This is a genomic window from Pseudomonas donghuensis (assembly GCF_000696345.2).
Classification (GTDB): domain Bacteria; phylum Pseudomonadota; class Gammaproteobacteria; order Pseudomonadales; family Pseudomonadaceae; genus Aquipseudomonas; species Aquipseudomonas donghuensis.
Window position 1 is genome coordinate 3,762,352 of the sequence record NZ_CP071706.1, and the last position, 21,224, is coordinate 3,783,575.

The following is a 21,224-nucleotide window of genomic DNA, read 5'->3' on the forward strand; positions in this document are numbered from 1 at the left end:
CCTACCCTCGCAAAAAATACTTTAAACAGACCGCAGCAAACCGCGCGGTTTGCGGTCACATGCGCTCTTTCACCGACGAGCTGTTGCGAAATTGCTTACAGTAAAATACTGTATGCGCATACAGCTAAAAAAGGAACGCTTCGTGGCCACCACTTCCGCCCCTGCCAGCAGTTACGAGCAACTGGGCATCCGCATCCAGAAAATCATCAACGCCCCCACCGCGCAAAAAGCCCGCGCCGCGCTGATCTTCCGCCTGGAGCACGAATCGCCTGAAGACTGGGCGACCCTGCTCGAGGAAATCGCCGAGAACGACAACGTCACCCTCGCCTACCGCGACGACGGTGGCGTGCAGATTTTCTGGGTTGTGCCGAAGGAAGATTGAAAGCGCATGAGATTTCCGGTTTTTGCAGTAGCTTGCCTGTTGTTCAGTGTCACCACCGCCCACGCCGATGCACCACGTACCTTCAGCGAAGCCAAGAAGGTCGCCTGGCGCCTGTATGCTCCGCAGTCCACCGAGTTCTACTGCGGCTGCAAGTACACCGGTAACAAGGTCGATTTGCAGGCCTGCGGTTATGTGCCGCGCAAAAATGCCAACCGCGCCTCGCGCATCGAATGGGAGCATATCGTCCCCGCCTGGCAGATCGGCCATCAGCGCCAGTGCTGGCAAAGCGGCGGGCGCAAGAACTGCTCGCGCAACGACAAGGTCTACCAGCGCGCCGAGGCTGACCTGCACAACCTGGTGCCGAGCATTGGCGAGGTCAATGGCGATCGCAGCAACTTCAGCTTCGGCTGGCTGCCCGAGCAGCGCGGGCAATACGGTTCGTGCCTGACCCAGGTGGACTTCAAGGCCAAGAAGGTCATGCCGCGGCCGTCGATTCGCGGGATGATCGCGCGCACCTACTTCTATATGAGCAAGCAGTACAGCCTCAAGCTGTCCAAACAGGACCGCCAGCTGTACGAAGCCTGGAACAAGACCTACCCGCCGCAGCCCTGGGAACGCCAGCGCAACCAACGGGTGGCCTGTGTGATGGGCCACGGCAACGAGTTCGTCGGCCCGGTGAACCTCAGCGCTTGCGGTTGAGGCTCAGGCCAGCGCCTGCAGGTAGGCGCTGGCCTGCTGGTAACGGGCCAGGCGGGCGATGTCGTCGGGGCCGGGAACGGCAATGCGCGACAGGTCGCTGTTGTCGGCAAGATCGGCCAGCTTGACCACACGCGCCAGCGGATCATCACCGACACGCACAACGAACGCTTCGTAGCTTTCGTCATCGCGCCGGCTTAGCGCCTGCACCGCAGCGAGAATCTTCAGGGCAAAGCCTTCGCGGGCCAGGTCCGAGAGCGTCATCGGCGAATCCTCGAGCACATCGTGGAGCACCGCGACAATGCGCTGCTCGGGCGTCGAGACCCTGAGCATCACCCGCAACGGATGCAGGATATAAGCTGCCCCGCCTTTGTCGTGCTGCCCCTCATGTGCCCTCGCCGCCACCGCAATGGCCCGCTCCAGCGTAGACATATGGCCCTCCTGCTCAGCATTGATGTCGTCGCAGACGCGCCATGCTGTAAACATCGATCAACTCACCGTCACGCATAGCATAGTCAATCAATTGACCTTCCACCGCAAAGCCGAAGCGCTTGTACAAGGCAAGCGCCGGTTGATTGTCGGTGTACACGGTCAACTCGACCCGCTGCAGGCCCATCCAGTTGTCGGCCACCTCCAGCACCGCCTCAAGCAGCCGGCTGCCGACACCCTGGCCTTGCCAGGCGGGCGCCACGCCCATGCCGATCCCGCCACAGTGGGCACGGCGGATGCGGGCGTATTGTTCCAGCGAGCAACTGCCGATGACTTCGCCCTGGTGAAGCGCCACCAGAAACAGCATCCGTTCGTTGTCCAGGCTCAGTCGCTTGCGCCAGATCTCCGCTGACTGGTAAGGCATCTGCAGCACCTGACGCGCCACCCGCGGGTCGTTGTACAGCGCGGTCAGGCCCTCGACATGCTGTTCGGTACAACGCTGCAGGGTAATGGCGGCGGATGAATCACTCATGACGGCTCTCCTTGCGTATGAGCCGCCAGTGTACGAGGTGCTTGAAGCCGCTGGCTAGCGCGGGACGTCGTGCTGGATGACGATCGAGTCGGTGCCCAGGCGCGCCATGACGTCGGCTTGCTGAGCCTCGGCTTGAGCCTTGTCCGGATAAGGGCCGAGCAGCACCACCGGCTTGCCGTTGCGGTAGACCACCGAGGACGGGATCTGTTTTTCGATCAGGCGTGCGGTCATGTCACTCAGGGCGCCCATGTTCGCACCCTGGACGATCTCGACATCCCAGCCTTGTGGCGCAGGCTGGTCGGCCGCAGCATCGGCGGCGCGCTGCAGGTCGGCACCGCCGCACTGCTCACGAATACGCAGGTTGCTGCCCTGCTCGGCGATGATGATTTCATAGCCGCTGGCCTGCTTGAGGGCTACGTAGCTGCGGTACGGCACAAAGGCGCCGGCGTCGTCTTTGCCGCGCACCTGGCCGCAAATGGTGCCTAGCTGGTCGATTCGCACGTTGGCGAACTTGGCTGTCTTGGGGTTCTGCAGGTGTTCGGCCACCTGCTTGTGCACGCCTTCGACTTCGTTCTCGCAACCGGCCAGAGCCAGCACCGCCATTACCACCGCCACTTTGCGCACGCGTCTATCTCCTGAATGCAAGCGGCGGATTTTAGCATTCTTGGCTGGCCTTTAGGGCCCTATCGCGGGGCAAGCCCACTCCTACAGCTGAAATGCAAAAAGGGCGACCCTTGCGGATCGCCCTTTTTGTTACCACACAGCAGTGTGGATTTGTTTGGTAGGCACAATTGGATTCGAACCAACGACCCCCACCATGTCAAGGTGGTGCTCTAACCAACTGAGCTATGTGCCTGCTGTGGGGCGCATAATACGCAGGTCTTTAACCTTCGTAAAGCGAAATTTCATAAAAAAATCAGCAGCTTTGCTTTGCCAGGCAAAATTGCCCAGAAACAAAAAAGGCGACCCTTGCGGATCGCCTTTTTGTGTACCGCCAGCAGGGGCGGATTTGATTTGGTAGGCACAATTGGATTCGAACCAACGACCCCCACCATGTCAAGGTGGTGCTCTAACCAACTGAGCTATGTGCCTGCTGTGGGGCGCATTCTACGCAATCGACGAACAGTGTCAACTCTTTTTTTAACGCTAAGCCACTGAATAACAAAAGTATTTGCGAAAACCCGGGGTAAAGGATTTTCAACACACGACTAGCGGGTGTTTATTATTATTGATAGCATCGGTACAGTCGTAAAAAATATAAAACAGAGGTTTCGCAGCATGGCCAATACCCCCTACCCTCAGTCCTACTACGCCGCATCGGCCAATCCGGTTCCGCCGCGCCCGGCGCTGCAGGAAGAGGTACAGACCGATGTCTGCGTGATCGGTGCCGGCTACACCGGCTTGTCCAGCGCCCTGTTCCTGCTTGAGAGCGGTTTCAAGGTTACCGTGCTCGAAGCCGCCAAGGTCGGTTTCGGCGCCTCGGGCCGCAACGGCGGCCAGATCGTCAACAGCTATAGCCGCGACATCGACGTCATCGAACGTACCGTCGGCCCCAAGCAGGCGCAACTGCTGGGCCACATGGCGTTCGAGGGCGGGCGCATCATCCGTGAGCGCGTGGCCAAATACAACATTCAGTGCGACCTCAAAGACGGTGGCGTATTCGCCGCCCTGACCGCCAAGCAGATGGGTCACCTGGAATCGCAAAAGCGCCTGTGGGAACGCTTCGGCCACACCCAGCTGGAACTGATGGACCAGAAGCGCATCCGTGAAGTGGTCGACTGCGACCAGTACATCGGCGGCATGCTCGACATGAGCGGCGGCCACATCCACCCGCTGAACCTGGCCCTGGGCGAAGCCGCCGCAGTCGAGTCGCTGGGCGGCAAGATCTACGAACAATCACCCGCCATCCGCATCGAGCGCGGCGCCAACCCGGTGGTGCACACCCCACAAGGTAAAGTGCGCGCCAAGTTCATCATCGTTGCCGGTAACGCCTACCTCGGCGGCCTGGTGCCGGAACTGGCGGCCAAGTCGATGCCGTGCGGCACCCAGGTGATCACCACTGAGCCACTGGGCGAAGACCTGGCGCGCAGCCTGCTGCCGCAAGACTACTGCGTCGAAGACTGCAACTACCTGCTCGACTACTACCGCCTGACCGGCGACAAGCGCCTGATCTTCGGCGGTGGCGTGGTGTACGGCGCCCGTGACCCGGCCAACATCGAAGCGATCATCCGCCCGAAAATGCTCAAGGCTTTCCCGCAGCTCAAGGACGTGAAGATCGACTACGCCTGGACCGGCAACTTCCTGCTGACCCTGTCGCGCCTGCCGCAAGTGGGCCGCCTGGGCGACAACATCTATTACTCCCAGGGTTGCAGCGGCCACGGCGTCACCTACACCCACCTGGCGGGCAAAGTGCTGGCCGAAGCCCTGCGTGGCCAGGCCGAGCGTTTCGACGCCTTCGCCGAGCTGCCGCACTACCCGTTCCCGGGTGGCCAACTGCTGCGCGTACCGTTCAGCGCCCTGGGCGCCTGGTACTACAGCCTGCGCGACCGCCTGGGCTTCTAAGCTCCCCTGCCCGGCCCGGCCTGCGCCGTCATTGCCCCAGGGCGCTGACGGCCTGCCGGGCCGCTTGTTCCTGGCCCGCCTGGGCCAGGTCATTGGCCGCTTTCAGCCAGCGCTGACGGTCAACCTGGGCCGGCAACTGGCCCGGCTGCTGGAGCAGCACCGCCCAACTCCCCTGCTTTTGCCAGGCTGACTCGAAATCGTCGAATTCCATCAGCAGGCGCCGGTTCGCCCCCGCCCGCAACAATACCCGCTGCTTGTAGCGGTCGTAGCCGACCAGCAAGGCATAGCGCGGCTCGCTCCAGAACGCCGAACCCTCCTGAAAACGCAGCAACACCGGATTGCCCGCCGCCACTTGCGCCAGCAAGGCGTCCAGACGCGGGTCGAGCGGATAGACGACCATGCCGTACTCGCGGCCAACCCGCTGGATCGAGCCTTCAAGCTTGTCGATGTTGTGCGGCAGGCCCAACGGTTTGTCGAGCAGCCCCGGGGTGATACGCACGCCCTGTTGCGACAGCAATGCCGCCAAGGCCATCGACGCACTCTGGTTGGCTTCGCCACGGTAGAACGGTACCGAGCCGATCTCGACCCGTTGCGGCAGGCTTTTAAGCTGGGACGGCGGCTGGCTGGCGCAACCGGCCAGGGCCAGGCTCACCGCGCAGGCGGCCAGCAGGCGCCGTGGGGTGAAGCCGATTAGGGAAGTCAGTGGAGGCATGAACACTCGCTCGATGACGGCCGGCAGCCACTGCCCGGCCCTGAGCGCTGATCATAGGCTGGCCAGCGTCCGGGGTATAGCCCGACACAGGCTTAGAACAAAGCGGCCCAAGCGGCTAGACCATCGGTCAATAGCCTGCAACATGCAAAGGGCTAGACTGAACAGGTGTCCGCGTGGCGAGCCTTGTTGCCTTGGCGCGGACGTGAGGAGGCAGACATGAGCCTGACAATGGCAATCCTGATGCTGGTCGGCGCCTGGTTGAGCGTCGCTGCCGCCATGCTCTGGGGAGTGTTGCGCATCGCCCGGCGTCACCATCCGCACCATCGTATTCAGCCAGAAGGCAAAGACGCGGTGCCGGTGCGGCGTAGTCGCCGGCATGCCGGGGCGCATTAGATTCATAGCTGGCATAAAGCACTGTGGGAGCTGGCTTGCCAGCGATGCGGACACCGCGCAGTCACAAGCACCGCGCTGATCCCATCGCCGGCAAGGCCGGCTCCCACAGTTTCTACTTCAGCAATTATTAAGCTTCAGTAGCCTCACGCTTCAAGCGCGCCCGGCGCGACATGATGTTCAGCACTTCGATCGCCGTCGAGAAGGCCATCGCCGCATACACATAACCCTTAGGTACGTGAGCACCGAAACCTTCGGCGATCAGGGTCATGCCGATCATGATCAAGAAGCCCAGGGCCAGCATCACCACGGTCGGGTTGTCGTTGATGAACTTGGCCAGCGGGTCGGCGGCCACCAGCATCACGATCACGGCACTGATCACGGCGATGATCATGATCGGCAGGTGCTCGGTCATGCCCACGGCGGTGATGATGCTGTCGATCGAGAAGACGATGTCCAGCACCAGGATCTGACCGATCGCCGCGGCAAAGCCCAGGGTGATGGTCGAAGACGCCTTGGCTTCAGCCTGGGCACGCGGGTCGACGCTCTCGTGGATTTCCTTGGTCGCTTTCCACAGCAGGAACAGGCCACCGGCGACGAGGATCATGTCCTTCCAGGAGAAGGTATGGCCGAACACATCGACCACCGGCTCGGTGAGCTGGACAATCCAGGCCACGGTGCTGAGCAGGCCCAGGCGCATCACCAGCGCCATGCTGATACCAATGCGCCGCGCCTTGGAGCGGTAGGCCTCAGGCAACTTGTTGGTCAGGATCGAGATGAAGATCAGGTTGTCGATACCGAGGACGATCTCCATGGCCACCAGGGTGGCCAGGGCGACCCAGGCAGTCGGGCTTGCAGCGAGTTCCAACAAGTATTCCATGAATCAAATCCTGCATCGGGGTAAGGGGTGGGTCAGATGTCCTGGGCGCTGGCGTCGCGCTCTGGTTTGCCGGCCTTGTCGCTGCCTTCGGAGCCGGTGGCTTCGCTCAGGGCCTGCTGGGCGGCTTCGTTGGTTTTGTCGATGGCCTCCTTGGCCGACTCCGCCGCCTGGTTGAGCATCTGCTGGGCGGACTTTTCCGCCTGCTCGCAACCGCTCATGGCCAGCAGGGCCAGCAGCAACACCAGGGGTGTACCGATGGATTTGACGTGCAGCATCTGTGGATCTCCGTGCAATTGATCGGTGCTCATTCAGGGGCACCGTGATGGCAAGGGATTCTAAAGAGACGAATACATCAGGAAAATTCGTATTTTCAGCGGTTATACTTCGGTTTTTACGAATCGGGAATCGGCATGCTCAATTACCGCCAACTGCATTACTTCTGGGTGGTGGCCAAGACCGGCAGCATCGTGCGCGCCTGCGAGCAACTGAACCTGACCCCGCAAACCATCAGCGGGCAGATCACCCTGCTTGAACAAACCTATGGCATCGAGTTGTTTCGCCGGGTCGGGCGCCAGCTGGAACTGACCGAGAGCGGCCGGCAAACCCTGGCCTACGCCGAACAGATGTTCCAGATTGGCGGCGAGCTGGAGGCGATGCTGCGGGCCCGGCCGGATGAACAGCAGATCCTGTTCCGGGTTGGCGTGGCCGATGTGGTGCCCAAGTCCATCGTCTATCGCCTGCTGGCGCCGACCATGGACATGGAGGACGCCCTGCGCCTGAGCTGCCGTGAAGACAAACTCGAGCGCTTGCTGGCGGACCTGGCGATCCAGCGCCTGGACCTGGTGATTTCCGACAGCCCGATGCCCAGCCACCTGGACATCAAGGGCTACAGCCAGAAGCTCGGTGAATGCGGGATCAGTTTTTTTGCCACGCCCGCACTGGCCGAACAGTACGGGCGTACCTTCCCGGCCTGCCTGCAACACGCGCCGCTGCTGATCCCCGGCCAGGAAACCGTGGTGCGCAGCCGTCTGCTGCGCTGGTTCGCCGAACAGCAACTGCAGCCGCGGATCGTCGGCGAGTTCGACGACAGCGCCTTGATGCAGGCTTTCGGCCAATCCGGCAGCGGCATTTTCATCGCCCCCAGCGTGATTGCCGACGAGGTGTGCAAGCAGTATGGCGTCGAACTGATCGGCCAGACCGACGCGGTCAACGAATCCTTCTATGCCATCTCGGTGGAGCGCAAGGTCAAGCACCCGGGCATCGTCGCCATCACCGAAGGCGCCCGGCGCCAGTTGTTCAATTGGTAGCCGGCTGCAGGCGCGGGCTCGTCAGCCCCAGCGCCAGCAGCACCGACAAACCAATAAGGATGGCGGCGGCATAACCGAGGTTGGCCAGGCCCAGGGTGTCGATCACCCGCCCGCCAATCACCGCGCCCAGGCCGATGCCCAGGTTGGCTCCGGCGATGTTCAGCGATGCGGCAAAGGCCGGGGCCTGGGGCGCGGCCTTGATCAACCGCACATGGCTGACCAGGAACAGCGCCGCCTGGGTCATGCCCCAGATCCCCAGCGCCAGGCCCAACCCGTACACCGTATGGATCGCCGGGACCACGGCAATCATGCCAACCATCATCAGGGCACAGAAAGCAGCCGAGGCCTTCAACGGATGCCGATCGACCGCGCGACCACCCAGGCTGTTGCCGATCAAGCCGACCGCACCAAAGCCCATCAGGCACCAGCCGACCAGCGCGCCGTCAAAGCCGGCCAGGCGCTCGAGCATGTCGGCCAGGTAGGTGTAGGCGGTGAACATGCCGCTGAACACCAGCACCGAGAGCAGCACATGGCCTTGCAGCAGGCGGCTGCGCAGGATGCCGAACTGGCCAAGCAGTGAAGTGGCCTGGTTGTGCCGGGGCGTGCGCGGCAGGTAGACGTACAGCAGCAAGGCCTTGGCCAGGGCCAGCAGCGCCAGCACCGCAAAGGCCGCGCGCCACCCCAGGGCATCGCCGATCAGGGTGCCGACCGGAATGCCGAACACCGTGGCGCAGACCACGCCAAAGCTGATCTTGGAGATGGCCCGGCCGGCATAGGCCGGGCCGACGATATCCACCGCCGTCTCACTGGCCAGGGCCCAGAACACCGGCAAACCCAGTGCCGGGATCAGGCGCGCCACGCCCATCACATAGAGGTTGTCAGCGATGGCTGCCAGGGCGTTGGACGCCGCGAACACCAGCAAAATGCCAACAAACAGCCGCTTGCGCTCGAATCGCGCCGCCCAGGCGGTGAGGAACGGGCCAAAGCAGGCCACGGTGAAGGCGAACAGGGTCACCAGCAGGCCCGCCTGAGACACGCTGACCTCAAGGTCGCGGGCAATGCCCGGCAGCAGGCCGACGATGACAAACTCGGTGGTCAACACAGTGAAGCCGGCCGCAGCCAGCAACAGGATGGGCAATAACATCTACACTCCGCAGCTGAACAAAAACGGCCAAGGCCGTTTGTAAAGGGCGCGCATACTACACGCTCGTCCTACCGTCTGACACAGCGCAAATACCAAATGTGCCCTGCTGTGCTAAAGTCGCGCCCTTTTTCTCGGCCCTGCCCTGCCAGGTGCCCCATGCTCCAGCGCCGTGGTTCGCCCGCCGCCCCTGAACAAAACAGAGAAACACCTGCCATGACCCCTGTTCTAAACCTGTTGAACCGCACCAGCCTGGTGGTCCAGATCATGATCGGCCTCGTCGCCGGCATTGCCCTGGCCATGTTCGCCCCCGCCACCGCAGCAAGCCTCGGTTTTGTCGGCAAGGTCTTCGTCTCCGCCCTCAAGGCGGTGGCGCCGGTCCTGGTGTTCATCCTGGTCATGGCCTCGATCGCCAACCATCGTCACGGCACTGAAACCCATATTCGCCCGATCCTGGTGTTGTACCTGTTCGGCACCTTCGCCGCTGCCGTGGTCGCGGTAATTGCCAGCATGGCCTTCCCCTCAAGCCTCGCGCTGAACACCTCGGACGTCGCCCTGAGCGCACCCGGCGGTATCGCCGAAGTGCTGCAAAGCCTGCTGCTGAGCGTGGTCGATAACCCGGTGAGCGCGCTGATGAACGCCAACTTCATCGGCATCCTGGCCTGGGCCATCGGCCTCGGCGTGGCCATTCGGCATGCCGGGGAAACCACGCGGACGGTGGTCGCCGACCTGTCCAACGGGGTGACCTTGATCGTGCGCGTGGTGATTCGTTTCGCGCCGCTGGGGATTTTCGGCCTGGTCGCCTCGACCCTGGCACAATCCGGGCTCGACGCCCTGCTTGGTTACCTGCACCTGCTGGCGGTGCTGATCGGCTGCATGCTGTTCGTGGCGCTGGTGATCAACCCGATCATCGTGTTCTGGAAGATCCGCCGCAACCCTTTCCCGCTGGTGCTGCTGTGCCTGCGTGAAAGCGGCATCACGGCCTTCTTTACCCGCAGCTCGGCAGCCAACATTCCGGTGAACATGGCCCTGAGCGAAAAACTCGGCCTGCACGAAGACACCTACTCGGTGTCCATCCCGCTGGGCGCGACCATCAACATGGCCGGTGCGGCAATCACCATCACCGTGCTGACCCTGGCCGCCGTGCACACCCTGGGCATTGCCGTCGACATCCCGACCGCGATCCTGCTCAGCGTCGTCGCCGCCGTCTGCGCCTGTGGCGCTTCGGGTGTGGCCGGCGGTTCGCTGCTGCTGATCCCGCTGGCCTGCAGCCTGTTCGGTATCCCTAGCGAGATCGCCATGCAGGTGGTGGCCGTCGGCTTCATCATCGGTGTGCTGCAGGACTCGGCGGAAACCGCGCTGAACTCCTCCACCGACGTCTTGTTTACCGCCGCGGCCTGCCTGGCCGAGGAACGCCAGGCCGCCTGAGCCTGAACAGCAGCCGGTGCGTCCTGCACCGGCTGCTTGTGTTTTACCCTGTTGCGCACCTAGGCTAGAGGCCTTTCTTCGCATAGAGACAGGGCCATGTCCGCCGAACACCAAACCTCTTCCGACGCGCGTTTCAGCAGCAGCGAAATCCGCGTGCTCGGTTCGCTGATCGAAAAACAGGCCACCAGCCCGGAAACCTACCCGCTGACCCTCAACGCCCTGGTCCTGGCCTGCAACCAGAAGACCAGCCGGGAGCCGGTGATGAACCTCAGCCAGGGCCAGGTCGGCCAGGCCCTGCGCGCACTGGAAGGCCAGGGCCTGACCCGCCTGCAGATGGGCAGCCGCGCCGACCGCTGGGAGCAGCGCGTGGACAAGGCCCTGGAGCTGGTGCCGGCGCAGGTGACCCTGCTCGGGCTGATGTTCCTGCGCGGGCCGCAGACCGTTAACGAACTGCTGACCCGCAGCAACCGCATGCATGAGTTCGAAGATGCCGAGCAGGTCGTGCACCAGCTTGAACGCTTGATCGCCCGCGGTTTCGCCCTGCACTTGCCGCGCCAGGCCGGGCAGCGTGAGGACCGTTACACCCATGCGCTGGGGGATCCGGCCGAGATCGAGGCGATTCTGGCGGCGCGCCAGCAAGGGCCGGAGCGCTCGGCCGGTGGCGCGGTGTCACTGGAGCGGATCGAAGCGCTGGAAGCGCGGATTGCGGCGCTGGAAGAGCGCCTCGCGCAGTTCGAGTAACAGCATCGCGGGGCAAGCCCGCTCCCACAGGGTTGTGTACCATCAGATCCACTGTGGGAGCGGGCTTGCCCCGCGATAGGTTTTACCATTCAGCCGCGGGCAAACGCCACCGCCCGCGCCACCTGCTCATCGGTCGGCCGCACCCCGGTGTACAGCACAAACTGCTCCAGCGCCTGCAAGGCAATGACCTCAAGCCCGGTAATCACCGGTTTGCCCAAGCGCTGGGCCTCGACGATCAATGGCGTCAACGCCGGCATCGCCACCACATCGAACACCCGCTGCGCCGCCGCAATTGCCTCGGGGGTAAATGCCAGCTGGTCGGCCTCGACACCACCGGCCATGCCAATCGGCGTGACATTCACCAGCATCGGCGGGCACAGGTCGCCCAGCGTCGCCTGCCAGCGATAACCGCAACTGTCGGCCAACTGCCGCCCGGCCTGCTCATTGCGGGCGACGATGATGCCCTGGGTAGAGCCCGCATCACGCAAGGCACTGGCCACCGCCTTGGCCATACCGCCGCTGCCGCGCAAGGCGAAGGCGGTAGAAGGGTCGACCTGGTGCTGCTCGAGCAATCGGCGCACGGCCAGGTAATCGGTGTTGTAGGCCTTGAGGTGACCGTCGGTGTTGACGATGGTATTGATCGACTCGATCGCCGCCGCCGACGGGTCGATTTCATCGACCAGGGCCATGCAGGCTTCCTTGTACGGCATCGATACACCGCAGCCACGAATGCCCAGGGCACGAATGCCGCCGACCGCCGCCGGCAGGTCCTGGGTGGTCATGGCCTTGTAGTAATAATCCAGCCCCATCTGCTGATACAGATGGTTATGAAAACGCACACCAAAAGTGCCCGGACGCCCGGCCAGCGAGATGCACAGCACGGTGTCTTTGCCTGGAACAACAGCCATTGAGTTCTCCCCTTCGAGCGATCCGGCATTATGCCCACGTTCGCCGCCGACCGCTGATCGGCGCTTACATAACCTTTACTCAAAAGCTGTGTGATTTTCGCAATTCCCGCAGTCTTATAAGTATCCCCGGCGTCGGGGTCGTTCTGTGAGGAATGGCTATGAACCGTCATGTTCCGATAATCGCCCTGCTGGTTGGTGCCCTGGCCGCCAGCGGGCAGGCAGCCGCCCATGGCGGTGGTGGTGGCCATTACCGGGTGGCGCCGCTGATTGGAGCGGCGGTGGTCGGTGCCGTGGTGGGTTCGGCGTTCTACGGCGGCCGCGACCGCACGGTCTATGTCGAACGCCAACCGGTGTACTACGGGCCGCCTCCGGTCTACATGCAGCCACCGCCACCGGTCTATTACCAGCCGTACCCGGTGGTCGAGCGCTACGTGCCGGTACCGCCGCCCTATTACCGCGAGCGTTACTATGGGCCGCCGCCGGTGTATTACGGGCCGCCGCGCTGGTGAAGAAATACCGCTGATGATCACTATCGAGCGCGTTGATTTCAACCGCTGCGCACTGGCCGTTAAGGTAGGCCCATGATTCACGGGAGGACTCCCCCATGGCCCCTATCAACATCATGTCCGTCATCGGCAGCGCTGTCCCCGCCTCGCTCAGGGAGCTGGGCCTGCTGGCCTGCTGGTATCTGGTGCGCAATGGCGAACCAATCTCCGGGCCCTTGACCTCGTTGCCCGCCGCCCAGGCCCTCGCCGACCGGCTGGAAGGCCCTGGCCTGCAGGCCTGAGGGCCGCCAAGGTTTTATCGTGCGTTGCTCCGCACAGCCCCTTGCCCCGCCCTTTGGCGGGGCTTTTTATGCGCGGTCGATCCGTTTGCCGGGGATTGTTATCATCGCCCGAGGCTGAATGAACAGGCACGCAATAGGGACGTCGTCATGAAGGTAATCAACTGGGGAATGATCGGTTGCGGCAGCGTTGCCGAACGCAAGAGTGGCCCGGCCTTCTACAAGGCGCCGGGGTCGGCGCTGGTGGCGGTGATGGGCCGGCGCCCCGCCGCCGCCCAGGACTATGCCACGCGCCATGGCATCACCAAGGTTTACAGCGATGCGGCGCAGTTGATTGCCGACCCGCAGATCGACGCGGTGTACATCGCCACCCCACCCGACAGCCACTGCGCCTACAGCCTGCAGGTCGCAGCGGCCGGCAAGCACTGCTGCGTGGAGAAACCGATGTCGCTCAATGCCGCCAGCAGCCGGCAGATGCAACAGGCCTTCGTCGACGCCGGGCGGCATCTGTTCGTCTCCTATTACCGACGTTCATTGCCGCGCTTCCAGCAAGTTCGCCAATGGCTGCAAGACCAGCGCATTGGCGAGGTCCGGCACCTGAGCTGGACCCTGACCAAGCCAGCCACCGACGCCGACCGCAACGGCAGCGCCAACTGGCGCACCGATCCGCAGATTGCCGGTGGCGGTTACTTCGCCGACCTCGCCAGCCATGGCCTGGACCTGTTCCAGTACCTGCTCGGCGACATCGTCGACGTCACCGGCTGCAGCGCCCGCCAGGCCGGCCTGTATGCCGCCGAAGACGCCGTGGCCGCCAGCTGGCGTTTCGCCAATGGCGCGTTGGGCACGGGCTGCTGGAACTTCGTCGCCGACCGCCGCGAGGACCGTGTCGAGATCATCGGCAGCAAAGGCCGGATCGGCTTTTCAGTGTTCGACGAGTACCCGGTGCGCCTGGACGCCGACGAACAGCTCAGCCTGCAGATCGCCAACCCCGAGCATATCCAGTGGCATCACGTACTGGGCATGAATGCGCATATTCGCGGTACGGCCAGGCACCCGGCAGTCGCAGCACAAGCGCTGAAGACCGACTGGGTGATGGATCGGATTCTGGGCCGCCAATGATCGTTTTTCACCGGTCTCAGAGCAGCTTTCGCATGAAGTAGCGGGTATGCCCCGGCGGATAGTCGGCGAGCTCACCAAAAACCGTAAAACCGAGCGTGCGGTAAAACGCCGGCGCCTGGAAGCTGAAAGTATCCAGCCAGATACCGGTACAGCCCGCGCTGTTCGGTGGGGCTGCTGGTGAACTCGATGTTGGCGATCATGAAGAGGTCGTCCGGTTGACCAAAGAAGGTCACGACTGTAACAAATGCCCACCGAGAGAAAGAAGCTGACGGGTAGATCCAGCCCCGTCAGCTTGGCAAGCGCTGGCTGAAAGCAAACGGATCCAGATGGGCGGCTGGGCCGGCAACTTGTTGATGCAAGCAATAATATGTATCATTTAGTTTCACATAAAGGGTGCGAGGGAGTGCATTGCCCACATAAAAATAAGGTCCAGGTAATGCTCAAAATGCTACTCGTGTATGGTCATCTGATTGCCACCTGTATTGCTCTGGGGAGGGTGTTACAGGCTGATCAAAAGCTATGGCGCTGGCGCAAGGATGTGTTGAGCCAGGTACAACGTGAGTATCTCGAAGAGACTCAAAAAATCGTCACGCTCGCATTACTGGCACTGTGGGGAAGCGGCATGCTGCTGGTGCTCCAGGGTTACCTCTATGAGGGGAGCGCGTATCTGCTCAATCAAAAGCTCTGGGCCAAGGTGAGCGTTGTCGCGCTGCTTAGTCTCAATGGCGCTTTGTTGCACCGGATGGGTTTCCCACTGCTGCAAAAAACTCCTTTTGTCTTGTTACACAACTCTGCCCGCACTCGCCTTGCTCTTTTGGGTGCTCTCTCTATGAGCGGCTGGCTATTTGCCGCTTTCTTGGGGGTAGCTCGAGCATGGAATCACGTACTTCCTTACTTGCATGTAATGGGCGCTTTTACGCTGTTCTCATTGGCTGCCTGTGCAGTGGCGCTGATAGCCGCCAACGCAGCAGGCAGCATGATGACAAGGTTGACGAGACCCTGAAATGTGCCCCTCAGATCAACGGTGAGTGCGAGTCCACTCATCCGCCACTTCACCCATCGTCAAGGGCTCGCCACTTTTAATCCAGGCCATGAATGCTCGATCGAACGTGAACGACGCCCCGCATTCGCCGGTGAGGAACTGCCGGACCTTCTGCGTATTGCGGTAGTTTTTATCCAGCGGGGTGGTGCGTGTAATGGGGCCAGCGTGCCAGTCGAAGATCATTTCCATTCCTTTGGTGATGTAAATCGTTAGTCACATGAGTGGCGAGCCTAGCAGTACCTGCTGTCCGGTTCATTACTGCATCATATCGTGGCGCGCAACCCGAGGATTCACCATGGACGATCAGCATAAGAAAATCATCGGATATCGCGACCCGAGTCAGTCTGAAATCACCGGCATCCGTCTCCAGGACCTTGATCGATTTCAGCTAATGACTGATCGAAATTGAGCCAGCTGGAAAGTCAGCTAAATGGGTACAAAATGGGTACACGATTAAATCTTTTTCATGTTCCGTCCAACGGATGCAGGGCAATCGACAGGATCTGAGCCATACTCCAGAATGCAGCGGTTTTTTGGGGGAAAACCCTTGCACAGCCAACGACATAACAACTTTTAGTGAGCCTCAACGTGAAAACTTCCCTTTCGATTCTTAGCCTGCTCCTGTTGCTCACAGGTACTGCGACTGTCACGTCGACCGCTGCTGCTCAACCCCCGGCCCAGCAACAACGCGATCCGGCGAAATTGCGCCTGGCCTCTGGCAGTGCCCTGCTGATCGACCTGCAAACCAACAAGGTGCTCTACGCCAACAACCCCGACCGGGTTGTCCCCATCGCCTCGGTGACCAAGCTGATGACCGGCATGGTGGTGCTCGACGCCAAGCAGAACATGGACGAGATGCTCACGGTCACCATCGCCCAGAACAAGGAAATGAAAGGGGTGTACTCGCGGGTCAAGCTGGGCAGCCAGCTCAACCGCAAGGACATGCTGCTGATCACCCTGATGTCATCGGAAAACCGCGCCGCCTCGACCCTGGCGCACAACTACCCGGGTGGCTACAACGCGTTCATCAAGGCGATGAATGCCAAGGCCAAGGTGCTAGGCATGAGCCATACCCGCTACGTGGAACCCACTGGCCTGTCGATCAACAACGTGTCCACCGCCCGTGACCTCAGCAAGCTGCTGATGGCCGCGCGCAACTACCCGCTGCTGAGCCAGTTGAGCACTACCCGCGAGCAGACCGTGGCGTTTCGCAAGCCCAACTACACCCTGGGCTTTCGCAACACCGACCACCTGGTCAACAAGAGCAATTGGGACATCAAGCTGACCAAGACCGGCTTCACCAATGATGCCGGCCACTGCCTGGTGCTGTTGACCAAGATGGACAACCGCCCGGTGGCCATGGTGATTCTCGATGCCTTCGGCAAGTACACCCACTTTGCCGACGCCAGCCGCATGCGCCAGTGGCTGGAGACCGGCAGCACCAAGCCGGCTCCGGCGGTGGCCATGCGCTACAAGTCCGAGCGCAGCCAGGACCGTCAGTTGGCTGACTGAACAGAAAAGGGCCTGTGTATGTACAGGCCCTTTTGTGTGGTTCTTCACGGGAGCCTGGGGGCTATGATCCTTGGGTTGGTTTGGGTTGTTGAGGCTGCGAGCTTATCCATTCTATGTGGCGCCGCTGCTGGCCCCTTCCGCCTTTACGGCGGGTCCCTTTTGTTCTTGGCAAAAGGAACCAAAACCGCTCGCTCCCGCAGCGTAGGGCCGTATGCAGGAGCAAGCGGTTTTGCCTACTTCTTCCCAAGAGAAAAGTAGGCCGCCGTAAAGGCGGAAGGGGCCAGCCGCAGCACCACAACGAATGGATAAGCCCACAACCTCAACATCTCGACCCAACCCCAAAATCATCGTCCCCGGGATCGCATGAAGAACCCTTTTTATGGCTCAGGCGTTGGTACTGACCAGCGAGCCCGAACTGCTGCCACCGGCTTCGGTCAGCGCCTTGAGCAGTGCCGCCGTGGCGCTTGCGATCGCCGCCATGGTCGCGCCCACCGCCGACTGCGCGGCAGTAACGGCCGCAGCCTTGAGGGTAGGTTCCATGTCCCTGGACATGACTTCCTGCAAACGCTTCTGCTGCTCGGCCAATTGCTTTTGCAGCTTCTTGATCATCTCGCGCATTTGCTTGATGTGTGCCGGCTCTTCACCCTCGCTGGCGCTTTCCTTGGCTTCTTCGGCCTTGCCGCTATCACGCACCTTGGACATGTCAACGTTGACCGCACCCTGCGCCTCCAACCCGGCCGTTTTTTCCTGCCCGGTGATGGTGATGCCTGTGCCGATGCCGCTGTTCAAAGGGGTCCCGTTGATTGAGACGGCGCTAAAACCTGCCATGTTTCTATCATCCTGATGGTATTGGGGTTAGCCCGGCTATCGACCGTACACGCAGAAACTTGAGCCAGACCGGCGCCTGGATAAATTTGCCCAAGCGCCATTCGTCCCTCCTGATACCCGTGCTTTGCCCCCGGCACGCCAGTGCACCGGGCAAGCCGTTCCGATCAGCCCAGTGTCGAGATGGCAATGACCAAGACCAAGACCCGTTCCCGCAAAGCCCTGTACATCGGCCTGCCGCTCGCCCTGGCGGTGGCACTGGGCGCGGCCGCAGCCGGTTACCTGTACTACAAGCAGGCGGCCGGCTACCCGCGCCCGATCGTCGAGCAGGCCAATGCCCTGCATGAGCACATGCTGACGTTCGACAGCCACATCACCGTGCCGCTCAAGTTCGGTAACGAGGGTAACGAATTCGACAAGGACGGCCCCGGCCAGTTCGACCTGGTCAAGGCCGGCAAGGGCCGGCTCTCGGGCGCGGCGCTGACCATCTTTGGCTGGCCGGAGCTGTGGAACGGCCCCAATGCCCCGCATCGGCCAACCCCGGGGTTTGTCGACGAAGCGCGCAACCAGCAGGAAGTGCGCTACAAAATCATCAGCAACATGGTCCGCGACTTCCCCAATCAGGTCGGCATCGCCTATACCCCGGATGACCTGCGCCGCCTCAATGGCGAAGGCAAGTTCGCCATTTTCATCAGCATGCTCAACGCCTACCCGCTGGGCCACGACCTGTCGCAACTGGACCTGTGGGCCAAGCGCGGCATGCGCATGTTCGGCTTCAGCTATGTGGCCAACAACGACTGGGCCGACTCCTCGCGACCGCTGCCGTTTTTCAACGACACCCCCGATGCCCTGGGCGGCCTGTCCGAGCTGGGCGAACAAGCCGTCAAGCGCCTGAACGACCTGGGGGTAATCATCGATGTCTCGCAGATGTCGACCCTGGCCCTGGAAGACGTCGCCCGCCTCAGCCGCACGCCCATGGTTGCCTCGCATTCGGCGCCGCGCGCACTGGTGGACATCCCGCGCAACCTCAGCGACAAGGAAATGCAACTGATCAAGGACAGCGGCGGCGTGCTGCAGGTGGTGGCTTTCGGCACCTACCTCAAGCCCCTGAGCAAGCCGAGCCTGGACAAACTCGAAACCCTGCGCGCGCGCTTTGGCCTGCAACCGCTGCAAGGGCTGGCCAATGCCCTGATGCCCGGCGATGCGGTTATCGCCATCTGGCCGCAGGCACGCTTTGGCGAGTACGCCGGCAGCTTGTACGACATTGTCGAGCAGGAACCCAAGGCCACCCTCAAGGACTACGGCGACGCCATCGACTACGCGGTGAAGAAGATGGGCATCGACCATGTCGGTATCAGTTCCGACTTCAACGACGGTGGCGGCCTGGAGGGCTGGAAGGATGTCAGCGAGATCCGCAACGTGACGGCCGAGCTGCTCAGCCGCGGTTACTCCGAAGCCGACATCGCCAAGCTCTGGAGCGGCAATTTCCTGCGGGTCTGGGACCAGGTGCAACGAGCCGCCCGCCCCATTGCCAGTACCTCTACTCCTTGAATCCAGGCAGCTTTAGACATGACTGACCGTCGCACCTTTCTCAAGCAGGCCGGCCTGCTCGCCGCCAGCCTGCCGCTGTTGCCCCAGGCCCTGGCAGCCGCGCCGGCGCCACTGAGCGGCAAGGACAAATGGCACAACCTGCGCCAACTGTTTCCCCTGGACCCGGCCTATGCGCACTTCGCCAACTTTCTGGTCACCGCCCACCCGCGCCCGGTGCAGGAGGCCATCGACTACTACCGCGCCGAGATCGACCGCAACCCGGCGCACTGGGTTGACTGGGAAACCCAGATCGAATGGCAGCGCGAAGGTGAGGTGCGCGACTGGGCAGCCCGTTACCTGGCGGTACGCCCGCGGCAGATCGCCCTGACCGGCAGCACCACCGAAGGCCTGGGAATGATCTATGGCCGCCTCAAAGTCGCCCCCGGCCAGGAAATTCTCACCACCGAGCACGAACACTATGCGACCCGCAAAGCCCTGGCGTTCCGCCAGCGCCATGAGGGCACCCAGGTGCGCAAGCTGCGGCTGTTCCAGCAGCCACGGGAGATTTCCACCGACCAGGTGCTGAGCACCCTCGACCAGGCCATCAACGCCAACACCCGGGTGCTGGGCATGACCTGGGTGCACTCCGGCAGCGGGGTGAAATTGCCCATTGGCCAGATCGGCGAACTGGTGCGCCAGCACAATCGCGACCGTGACGAAGACCGGCGCATTCTCTACGTGGTGGACGGCGTGCACGGCTTCGGCGTGGAGGACGCCAACTTTGCCGATTTCAACTGCGACTATTTCATTTCCGGCACCCACAAGTGGATGTTCGGCCCGCGCGGCACCGGGATCATCTGCGCCGCCTCCGAGCAGATGAGCAACCTGGTGCCAACCTTTGCCACGTTCTCCGAGGACGAGGACTTTGCCACCATCATGACCCCGGGCGGCTACCACGCCTTCGAGCACCGCTGGGCACTGGGCAAGGCCTTCGAACTGCACCTGCAACTGGGCAAGGCCGAGGTTCAGGCGCGTATCCACCAGCTCAACGATTACCTCAAGCAGCGCCTGCTCGAACACAAGGCCATCGAGCTGGTGACCCCGCTCAGCCGCGAACACTCGGCCGGCTTCACCTTCATTCGGGTCAAGGGCCAGGACCCCGACGCCCTGGCCAATTACCTCACCAGCAACCGCATCGTCGTCGACGCCGTCGACCGCGACGCCGGCCCAGTGCTGCGCATGGCCCCGGGGCTGCTCAACAACGAGCAGGAAATCGACCGGGCCATGGCCCTCCTGATCAAGAAACTCTGAAAAGGCTCGCTCATGTCCGCACCCTTGATGTACCGCCTCTCCCTGGCCGCCCTGCTCACCGCACTTGGCTTATCGAGTGCCCAGGCCGCCAACGCCCAGACACCGGGTACGGTGTTTCGCGATTGCAAGGCAGCCTGCCCGGAAATGGTCGTGCTACCCGCCGGCAGTTATCAGATGGGCACCCCCGATGACGAAGTCGGGCGCCAGCCCGATGAAGGCCCGCTGCACACCGTGACGTTCGCCAAACCCTTCGCCATCAGCCGCTTTCAGGTGACCGCTGGCGAGTGGGACGCCTACCTGCGTGAGTCCGGCGTGGTGATTGCCGACGGCGACACCCGCCCCGGCCGCGAATGCAAGGCGAGCAAACCGCGCTATGAACAAAAGCCACGCCAGCCGGCGGTGTGCATGAGCTACCACGATGTCCAGGCCTACACTGAGTGGCTGTCGAAAAAGACCGGCAAGCACTACCGCATGGTCAGCGAGGCCGAGCGCGAATACGCCGCCCGCGCCGGCAGCAGCGGGCCGTTCCCCTTTGCCATGGACCCTGGCGCCGACTATCAGATCACCCGCAACGCCAACACCTACGGCCCGCGTGACGGCTTCAGCTTCAGCTCGCCGGTGGGCAGCTACCCGGCCAACGCCTTTGGCGTCTACGACATGCACGGCAATGTCTACGAGTGGGTTGCCGACTGCTGGCACGAAAACTATGTCGGCGCCCCCAGCGACGGCAGCGCCTGGGTGGAACCTGGCTGCACCACCCGCCACATTCGCGGTAACGACTGGGGCGAGGCACCGATCTTTTCCCGCTCCGGCAATCGCAATGATCGCCCGGCCGATATCCGCGGCGACTGGCTTGGCCTGCGCGTAGCCCGCGAACTCTGATGCCTGGCGCATGGCCCGGAAGCCACCGGGCCGCGCGCTAAATTCCCCGTCTATCCACTCGTTTCAAACGGTAGATCCCCCGCTGCCATCGACCGCAGCGGGGCCTGTTTG

General features: G+C 62.3%; 24 protein-coding genes, 2 tRNA genes and 2 pseudogenes. 15 read left to right on the forward strand and 13 right to left on the reverse strand.

Annotation, left to right across the window (positions count from 1 at the left end; translation table 11 throughout):
* Positions 1-112: 112 nt before the first annotated feature.
* Together BV82_RS17540 and BV82_RS17545 are read left to right on the forward strand one after the other, a co-directional pair.
* Positions 113-382: a DUF1654 domain-containing protein gene (locus BV82_RS17540; protein WP_026001273.1), complete on the forward strand. Its 270-nt coding sequence runs from the start codon at positions 113-115 to the stop codon at positions 380-382.
* Between the two features lie 6 nt (positions 383-388).
* Complete coding sequence (locus BV82_RS17545; protein ID WP_010222433.1) at positions 389-1,081, forward strand: endonuclease; 693 nt, start codon at positions 389-391, stop codon at positions 1,079-1,081.
* A 3-nt stretch (positions 1,082-1,084) separates the two neighbouring features.
* Here the strand turns inward: BV82_RS17545 and BV82_RS17550 are convergent, their stop codons facing one another.
* The 5 genes from BV82_RS17550 to BV82_RS17570 all read right to left on the reverse strand — a co-directional run bounded on the left by BV82_RS17550 (position 1,085) and on the right by BV82_RS17570 (position 3,131).
* Positions 1,085-1,510, reverse strand: coding sequence for a bifunctional (p)ppGpp synthetase/guanosine-3',5'-bis(diphosphate) 3'-pyrophosphohydrolase (locus BV82_RS17550; protein ID WP_010222434.1), 426 nt, complete (start codon positions 1,508-1,510; stop codon positions 1,085-1,087).
* Positions 1,511-1,523: 13 nt separating this feature from the next.
* A complete protein-coding gene (locus BV82_RS17555) occupies positions 1,524-2,039 on the reverse strand; it encodes a GNAT family N-acetyltransferase (RefSeq protein WP_010222435.1) in 516 nt (171 codons plus the stop codon).
* A gap of 54 nt (positions 2,040-2,093) precedes the next feature.
* Positions 2,094-2,663 (reverse strand): SPOR domain-containing protein, encoded by a 570-nt coding sequence (locus tag BV82_RS17560; RefSeq protein WP_036996272.1) that lies wholly within the window; start codon positions 2,661-2,663, stop codon positions 2,094-2,096.
* 155 nt (positions 2,664-2,818) lie between these two features.
* Positions 2,819-2,895 (reverse strand) — tRNA-Val (locus BV82_RS17565).
* Between the two features lie 159 nt (positions 2,896-3,054).
* A tRNA-Val gene (locus tag BV82_RS17570) sits at positions 3,055-3,131 on the reverse strand.
* Positions 3,132-3,317: 186 nt separating this feature from the next.
* Here BV82_RS17570 and BV82_RS17575 point away from each other — a divergent pair.
* Positions 3,318-4,601: an NAD(P)/FAD-dependent oxidoreductase gene (locus BV82_RS17575; RefSeq protein ID WP_010222437.1), complete on the forward strand. Its 1,284-nt coding sequence runs from the start codon at positions 3,318-3,320 to the stop codon at positions 4,599-4,601.
* Between the two features lie 28 nt (positions 4,602-4,629).
* Here the strand turns inward: BV82_RS17575 and BV82_RS17580 are convergent.
* Positions 4,630-5,368, reverse strand: a pseudogene (locus BV82_RS17580) (peptidase C39 family protein).
* Between the two features lie 161 nt (positions 5,369-5,529).
* Here BV82_RS17580 and BV82_RS17585 point away from each other — a divergent pair.
* Positions 5,530-5,706 (forward strand): hypothetical protein, encoded by a 177-nt coding sequence (locus BV82_RS17585; protein WP_010222439.1) that lies wholly within the window; start codon positions 5,530-5,532, stop codon positions 5,704-5,706.
* A 127-nt stretch (positions 5,707-5,833) separates the two neighbouring features.
* Here the strand turns inward: BV82_RS17585 and BV82_RS17590 are convergent, their stop codons facing one another.
* Together BV82_RS17590 and BV82_RS17595 are read right to left on the reverse strand one after the other, a co-directional pair.
* The gene (locus BV82_RS17590) at positions 5,834-6,583 is read right to left on the reverse strand and encodes a TerC family protein (protein WP_010222440.1); all 750 of its coding nucleotides are present in this window, start codon (positions 6,581-6,583) and stop codon (positions 5,834-5,836) included.
* 32 nt (positions 6,584-6,615) lie between these two features.
* Positions 6,616-6,858 carry a hypothetical protein gene (locus tag BV82_RS17595; protein ID WP_010222442.1) on the reverse strand — a complete coding sequence of 81 codons (243 nt, stop codon included), beginning with the start codon at positions 6,856-6,858 and terminating at the stop codon, positions 6,616-6,618.
* A 135-nt stretch (positions 6,859-6,993) separates the two neighbouring features.
* Between BV82_RS17595 and nhaR the strand changes: the two genes are divergently transcribed.
* Complete coding sequence (gene nhaR, locus BV82_RS17600; protein ID WP_010222444.1) at positions 6,994-7,890, forward strand: transcriptional activator NhaR; 897 nt, start codon at positions 6,994-6,996, stop codon at positions 7,888-7,890.
* Here the strand turns inward: nhaR and BV82_RS17605 are convergent.
* Entirely contained in the window at positions 7,880-9,034 is a 1,155-nt protein-coding gene (locus BV82_RS17605; protein ID WP_036996275.1) for an MFS transporter, read from the reverse strand. The genes nhaR and BV82_RS17605 overlap by 11 nt on opposite strands.
* Before the next feature lie 213 nt (positions 9,035-9,247).
* Here BV82_RS17605 and sstT point away from each other — a divergent pair, with 213 nt between their 5' ends.
* Both sstT and BV82_RS17615 read left to right on the forward strand, forming a co-directional pair.
* Complete coding sequence (gene sstT / locus BV82_RS17610) at positions 9,248-10,459, forward strand: serine/threonine transporter SstT (RefSeq protein WP_010222446.1); 1,212 nt, start codon at positions 9,248-9,250, stop codon at positions 10,457-10,459.
* A 96-nt stretch (positions 10,460-10,555) separates the two neighbouring features.
* On the forward strand, positions 10,556-11,200 hold the full coding sequence (locus BV82_RS17615; protein WP_036996277.1) for a YceH family protein: 645 nt from the start codon (positions 10,556-10,558) through the stop codon (positions 11,198-11,200).
* A gap of 89 nt (positions 11,201-11,289) precedes the next feature.
* On the opposite strand, the gene BV82_RS17620 is transcribed toward BV82_RS17615, so the two are convergent.
* Positions 11,290-12,108 carry a shikimate 5-dehydrogenase gene (locus BV82_RS17620; RefSeq protein ID WP_036996278.1) on the reverse strand — a complete coding sequence of 273 codons (819 nt, stop codon included), beginning with the start codon at positions 12,106-12,108 and terminating at the stop codon, positions 11,290-11,292.
* Between the two features lie 158 nt (positions 12,109-12,266).
* Between BV82_RS17620 and BV82_RS17625 the strand changes: the two genes are divergently transcribed.
* The 3 genes from BV82_RS17625 (at position 12,267) to BV82_RS17635 (ending at position 14,011) form a co-directional block, all read left to right on the forward strand.
* Complete coding sequence (locus BV82_RS17625) at positions 12,267-12,617, forward strand: hypothetical protein (RefSeq protein WP_010222450.1); 351 nt, start codon at positions 12,267-12,269, stop codon at positions 12,615-12,617.
* 95 nt (positions 12,618-12,712) lie between these two features.
* The gene (locus tag BV82_RS17630) at positions 12,713-12,895 is read left to right on the forward strand and encodes a hypothetical protein (RefSeq protein WP_010222451.1); all 183 of its coding nucleotides are present in this window, start codon (positions 12,713-12,715) and stop codon (positions 12,893-12,895) included.
* A gap of 147 nt (positions 12,896-13,042) precedes the next feature.
* Entirely contained in the window at positions 13,043-14,011 is a 969-nt protein-coding gene (locus BV82_RS17635) for a Gfo/Idh/MocA family protein (protein ID WP_036996280.1), read from the forward strand.
* 16 nt (positions 14,012-14,027) lie between these two features.
* On the opposite strand, the pseudogene BV82_RS26460 reads toward BV82_RS17635, so the two are convergent.
* Positions 14,028-14,165 (reverse strand): annotated as a pseudogene (locus BV82_RS26460) (N-acetyltransferase); the annotation flags it as partial.
* A 282-nt stretch (positions 14,166-14,447) separates the two neighbouring features.
* On the opposite strand from BV82_RS26460, the gene BV82_RS17640 reads away from it, so the two are divergent.
* Entirely contained in the window at positions 14,448-15,014 is a 567-nt protein-coding gene (locus tag BV82_RS17640; RefSeq protein WP_010222453.1) for a hypothetical protein, read from the forward strand.
* A gap of 15 nt (positions 15,015-15,029) precedes the next feature.
* On the opposite strand, the gene BV82_RS17645 is transcribed toward BV82_RS17640, so the two are convergent.
* Entirely contained in the window at positions 15,030-15,236 is a 207-nt protein-coding gene (locus tag BV82_RS17645) for a DUF6434 domain-containing protein (protein ID WP_010222454.1), read from the reverse strand.
* A gap of 405 nt (positions 15,237-15,641) precedes the next feature.
* On the opposite strand from BV82_RS17645, the gene pbpG reads away from it, so the two are divergent.
* Positions 15,642-16,565: a D-alanyl-D-alanine endopeptidase gene (pbpG, locus tag BV82_RS17650; RefSeq protein ID WP_026001274.1), complete on the forward strand. Its 924-nt coding sequence runs from the start codon at positions 15,642-15,644 to the stop codon at positions 16,563-16,565.
* 384 nt (positions 16,566-16,949) lie between these two features.
* Here pbpG and BV82_RS17655 read toward each other — a convergent pair whose 3' ends face one another.
* A complete protein-coding gene (locus BV82_RS17655) occupies positions 16,950-17,393 on the reverse strand; it encodes a hypothetical protein (protein WP_010222456.1) in 444 nt (147 codons plus the stop codon).
* 186 nt (positions 17,394-17,579) lie between these two features.
* Between BV82_RS17655 and pvdM the strand changes: the two genes are divergently transcribed.
* Genes pvdM through pvdO form a run of 3 tightly spaced genes read left to right on the forward strand, consistent with a single transcriptional unit; the run spans position 17,580 to position 21,113 of the window.
* Positions 17,580-18,941: a pyoverdine-tailoring dipeptidase-like protein PvdM gene (gene pvdM / locus BV82_RS17660; RefSeq protein ID WP_010222457.1), complete on the forward strand. Its 1,362-nt coding sequence runs from the start codon at positions 17,580-17,582 to the stop codon at positions 18,939-18,941.
* Positions 18,942-18,959: 18 nt separating this feature from the next.
* Positions 18,960-20,231, forward strand: coding sequence for a pyoverdine-tailoring periplasmic protein PvdN (gene pvdN, locus BV82_RS17665; protein ID WP_010222458.1), 1,272 nt, complete (start codon positions 18,960-18,962; stop codon positions 20,229-20,231).
* 27 nt (positions 20,232-20,258) lie between these two features.
* On the forward strand, positions 20,259-21,113 hold the full coding sequence (pvdO, locus tag BV82_RS17670) for a dihydropyoverdine dehydrogenase (RefSeq protein WP_026001275.1): 855 nt from the start codon (positions 20,259-20,261) through the stop codon (positions 21,111-21,113).
* The last annotated feature ends 111 nt before the right edge of the window (positions 21,114-21,224 follow it).

Coding starts and splice junctions, on each gene's coding strand:
- BV82_RS17555 (WP_010222435.1), bottom strand. CDS start 2,039: ATGAGTGATTCATCCGCCGCCATTACCCTGCAGCGTTGTACCGAACAG.
- pvdM (WP_010222457.1), top strand. CDS start 17,580: ATGACCAAGACCAAGACCCGTTCCCGCAAAGCCCTGTACATCGGCCTG.
- BV82_RS17605 (WP_036996275.1), bottom strand. CDS start 9,034: ATGTTATTGCCCATCCTGTTGCTGGCTGCGGCCGGCTTCACTGTGTTG.
- BV82_RS17595 (WP_010222442.1), bottom strand. CDS start 6,858: ATGCTGCACGTCAAATCCATCGGTACACCCCTGGTGTTGCTGCTGGCC.
- BV82_RS17550 (WP_010222434.1), bottom strand. CDS start 1,510: ATGTCTACGCTGGAGCGGGCCATTGCGGTGGCGGCGAGGGCACATGAG.
- BV82_RS17585 (WP_010222439.1), top strand. CDS start 5,530: ATGAGCCTGACAATGGCAATCCTGATGCTGGTCGGCGCCTGGTTGAGC.
- BV82_RS17590 (WP_010222440.1), bottom strand. CDS start 6,583: ATGGAATACTTGTTGGAACTCGCTGCAAGCCCGACTGCCTGGGTCGCC.
- BV82_RS17575 (WP_010222437.1), top strand. CDS start 3,318: ATGGCCAATACCCCCTACCCTCAGTCCTACTACGCCGCATCGGCCAAT.
- BV82_RS17645 (WP_010222454.1), bottom strand. CDS start 15,236: ATGATCTTCGACTGGCACGCTGGCCCCATTACACGCACCACCCCGCTG.
- BV82_RS17540 (WP_026001273.1), top strand. CDS start 113: ATGCGCATACAGCTAAAAAAGGAACGCTTCGTGGCCACCACTTCCGCC.
- pvdN (WP_010222458.1), top strand. CDS start 18,960: ATGACTGACCGTCGCACCTTTCTCAAGCAGGCCGGCCTGCTCGCCGCC.
- pvdO (WP_026001275.1), top strand. CDS start 20,259: ATGTACCGCCTCTCCCTGGCCGCCCTGCTCACCGCACTTGGCTTATCG.
- BV82_RS17655 (WP_010222456.1), bottom strand. CDS start 17,393: ATGGCAGGTTTTAGCGCCGTCTCAATCAACGGGACCCCTTTGAACAGC.
- BV82_RS17640 (WP_010222453.1), top strand. CDS start 14,448: ATGCTCAAAATGCTACTCGTGTATGGTCATCTGATTGCCACCTGTATT.
- BV82_RS17620 (WP_036996278.1), bottom strand. CDS start 12,108: ATGGCTGTTGTTCCAGGCAAAGACACCGTGCTGTGCATCTCGCTGGCC.
- sstT (WP_010222446.1), top strand. CDS start 9,248: ATGACCCCTGTTCTAAACCTGTTGAACCGCACCAGCCTGGTGGTCCAG.
- BV82_RS17545 (WP_010222433.1), top strand. CDS start 389: ATGAGATTTCCGGTTTTTGCAGTAGCTTGCCTGTTGTTCAGTGTCACC.
- BV82_RS17625 (WP_010222450.1), top strand. CDS start 12,267: ATGAACCGTCATGTTCCGATAATCGCCCTGCTGGTTGGTGCCCTGGCC.
- nhaR (WP_010222444.1), top strand. CDS start 6,994: ATGCTCAATTACCGCCAACTGCATTACTTCTGGGTGGTGGCCAAGACC.
- BV82_RS17615 (WP_036996277.1), top strand. CDS start 10,556: ATGTCCGCCGAACACCAAACCTCTTCCGACGCGCGTTTCAGCAGCAGC.
- BV82_RS17635 (WP_036996280.1), top strand. CDS start 13,043: ATGAAGGTAATCAACTGGGGAATGATCGGTTGCGGCAGCGTTGCCGAA.
- BV82_RS17630 (WP_010222451.1), top strand. CDS start 12,713: ATGGCCCCTATCAACATCATGTCCGTCATCGGCAGCGCTGTCCCCGCC.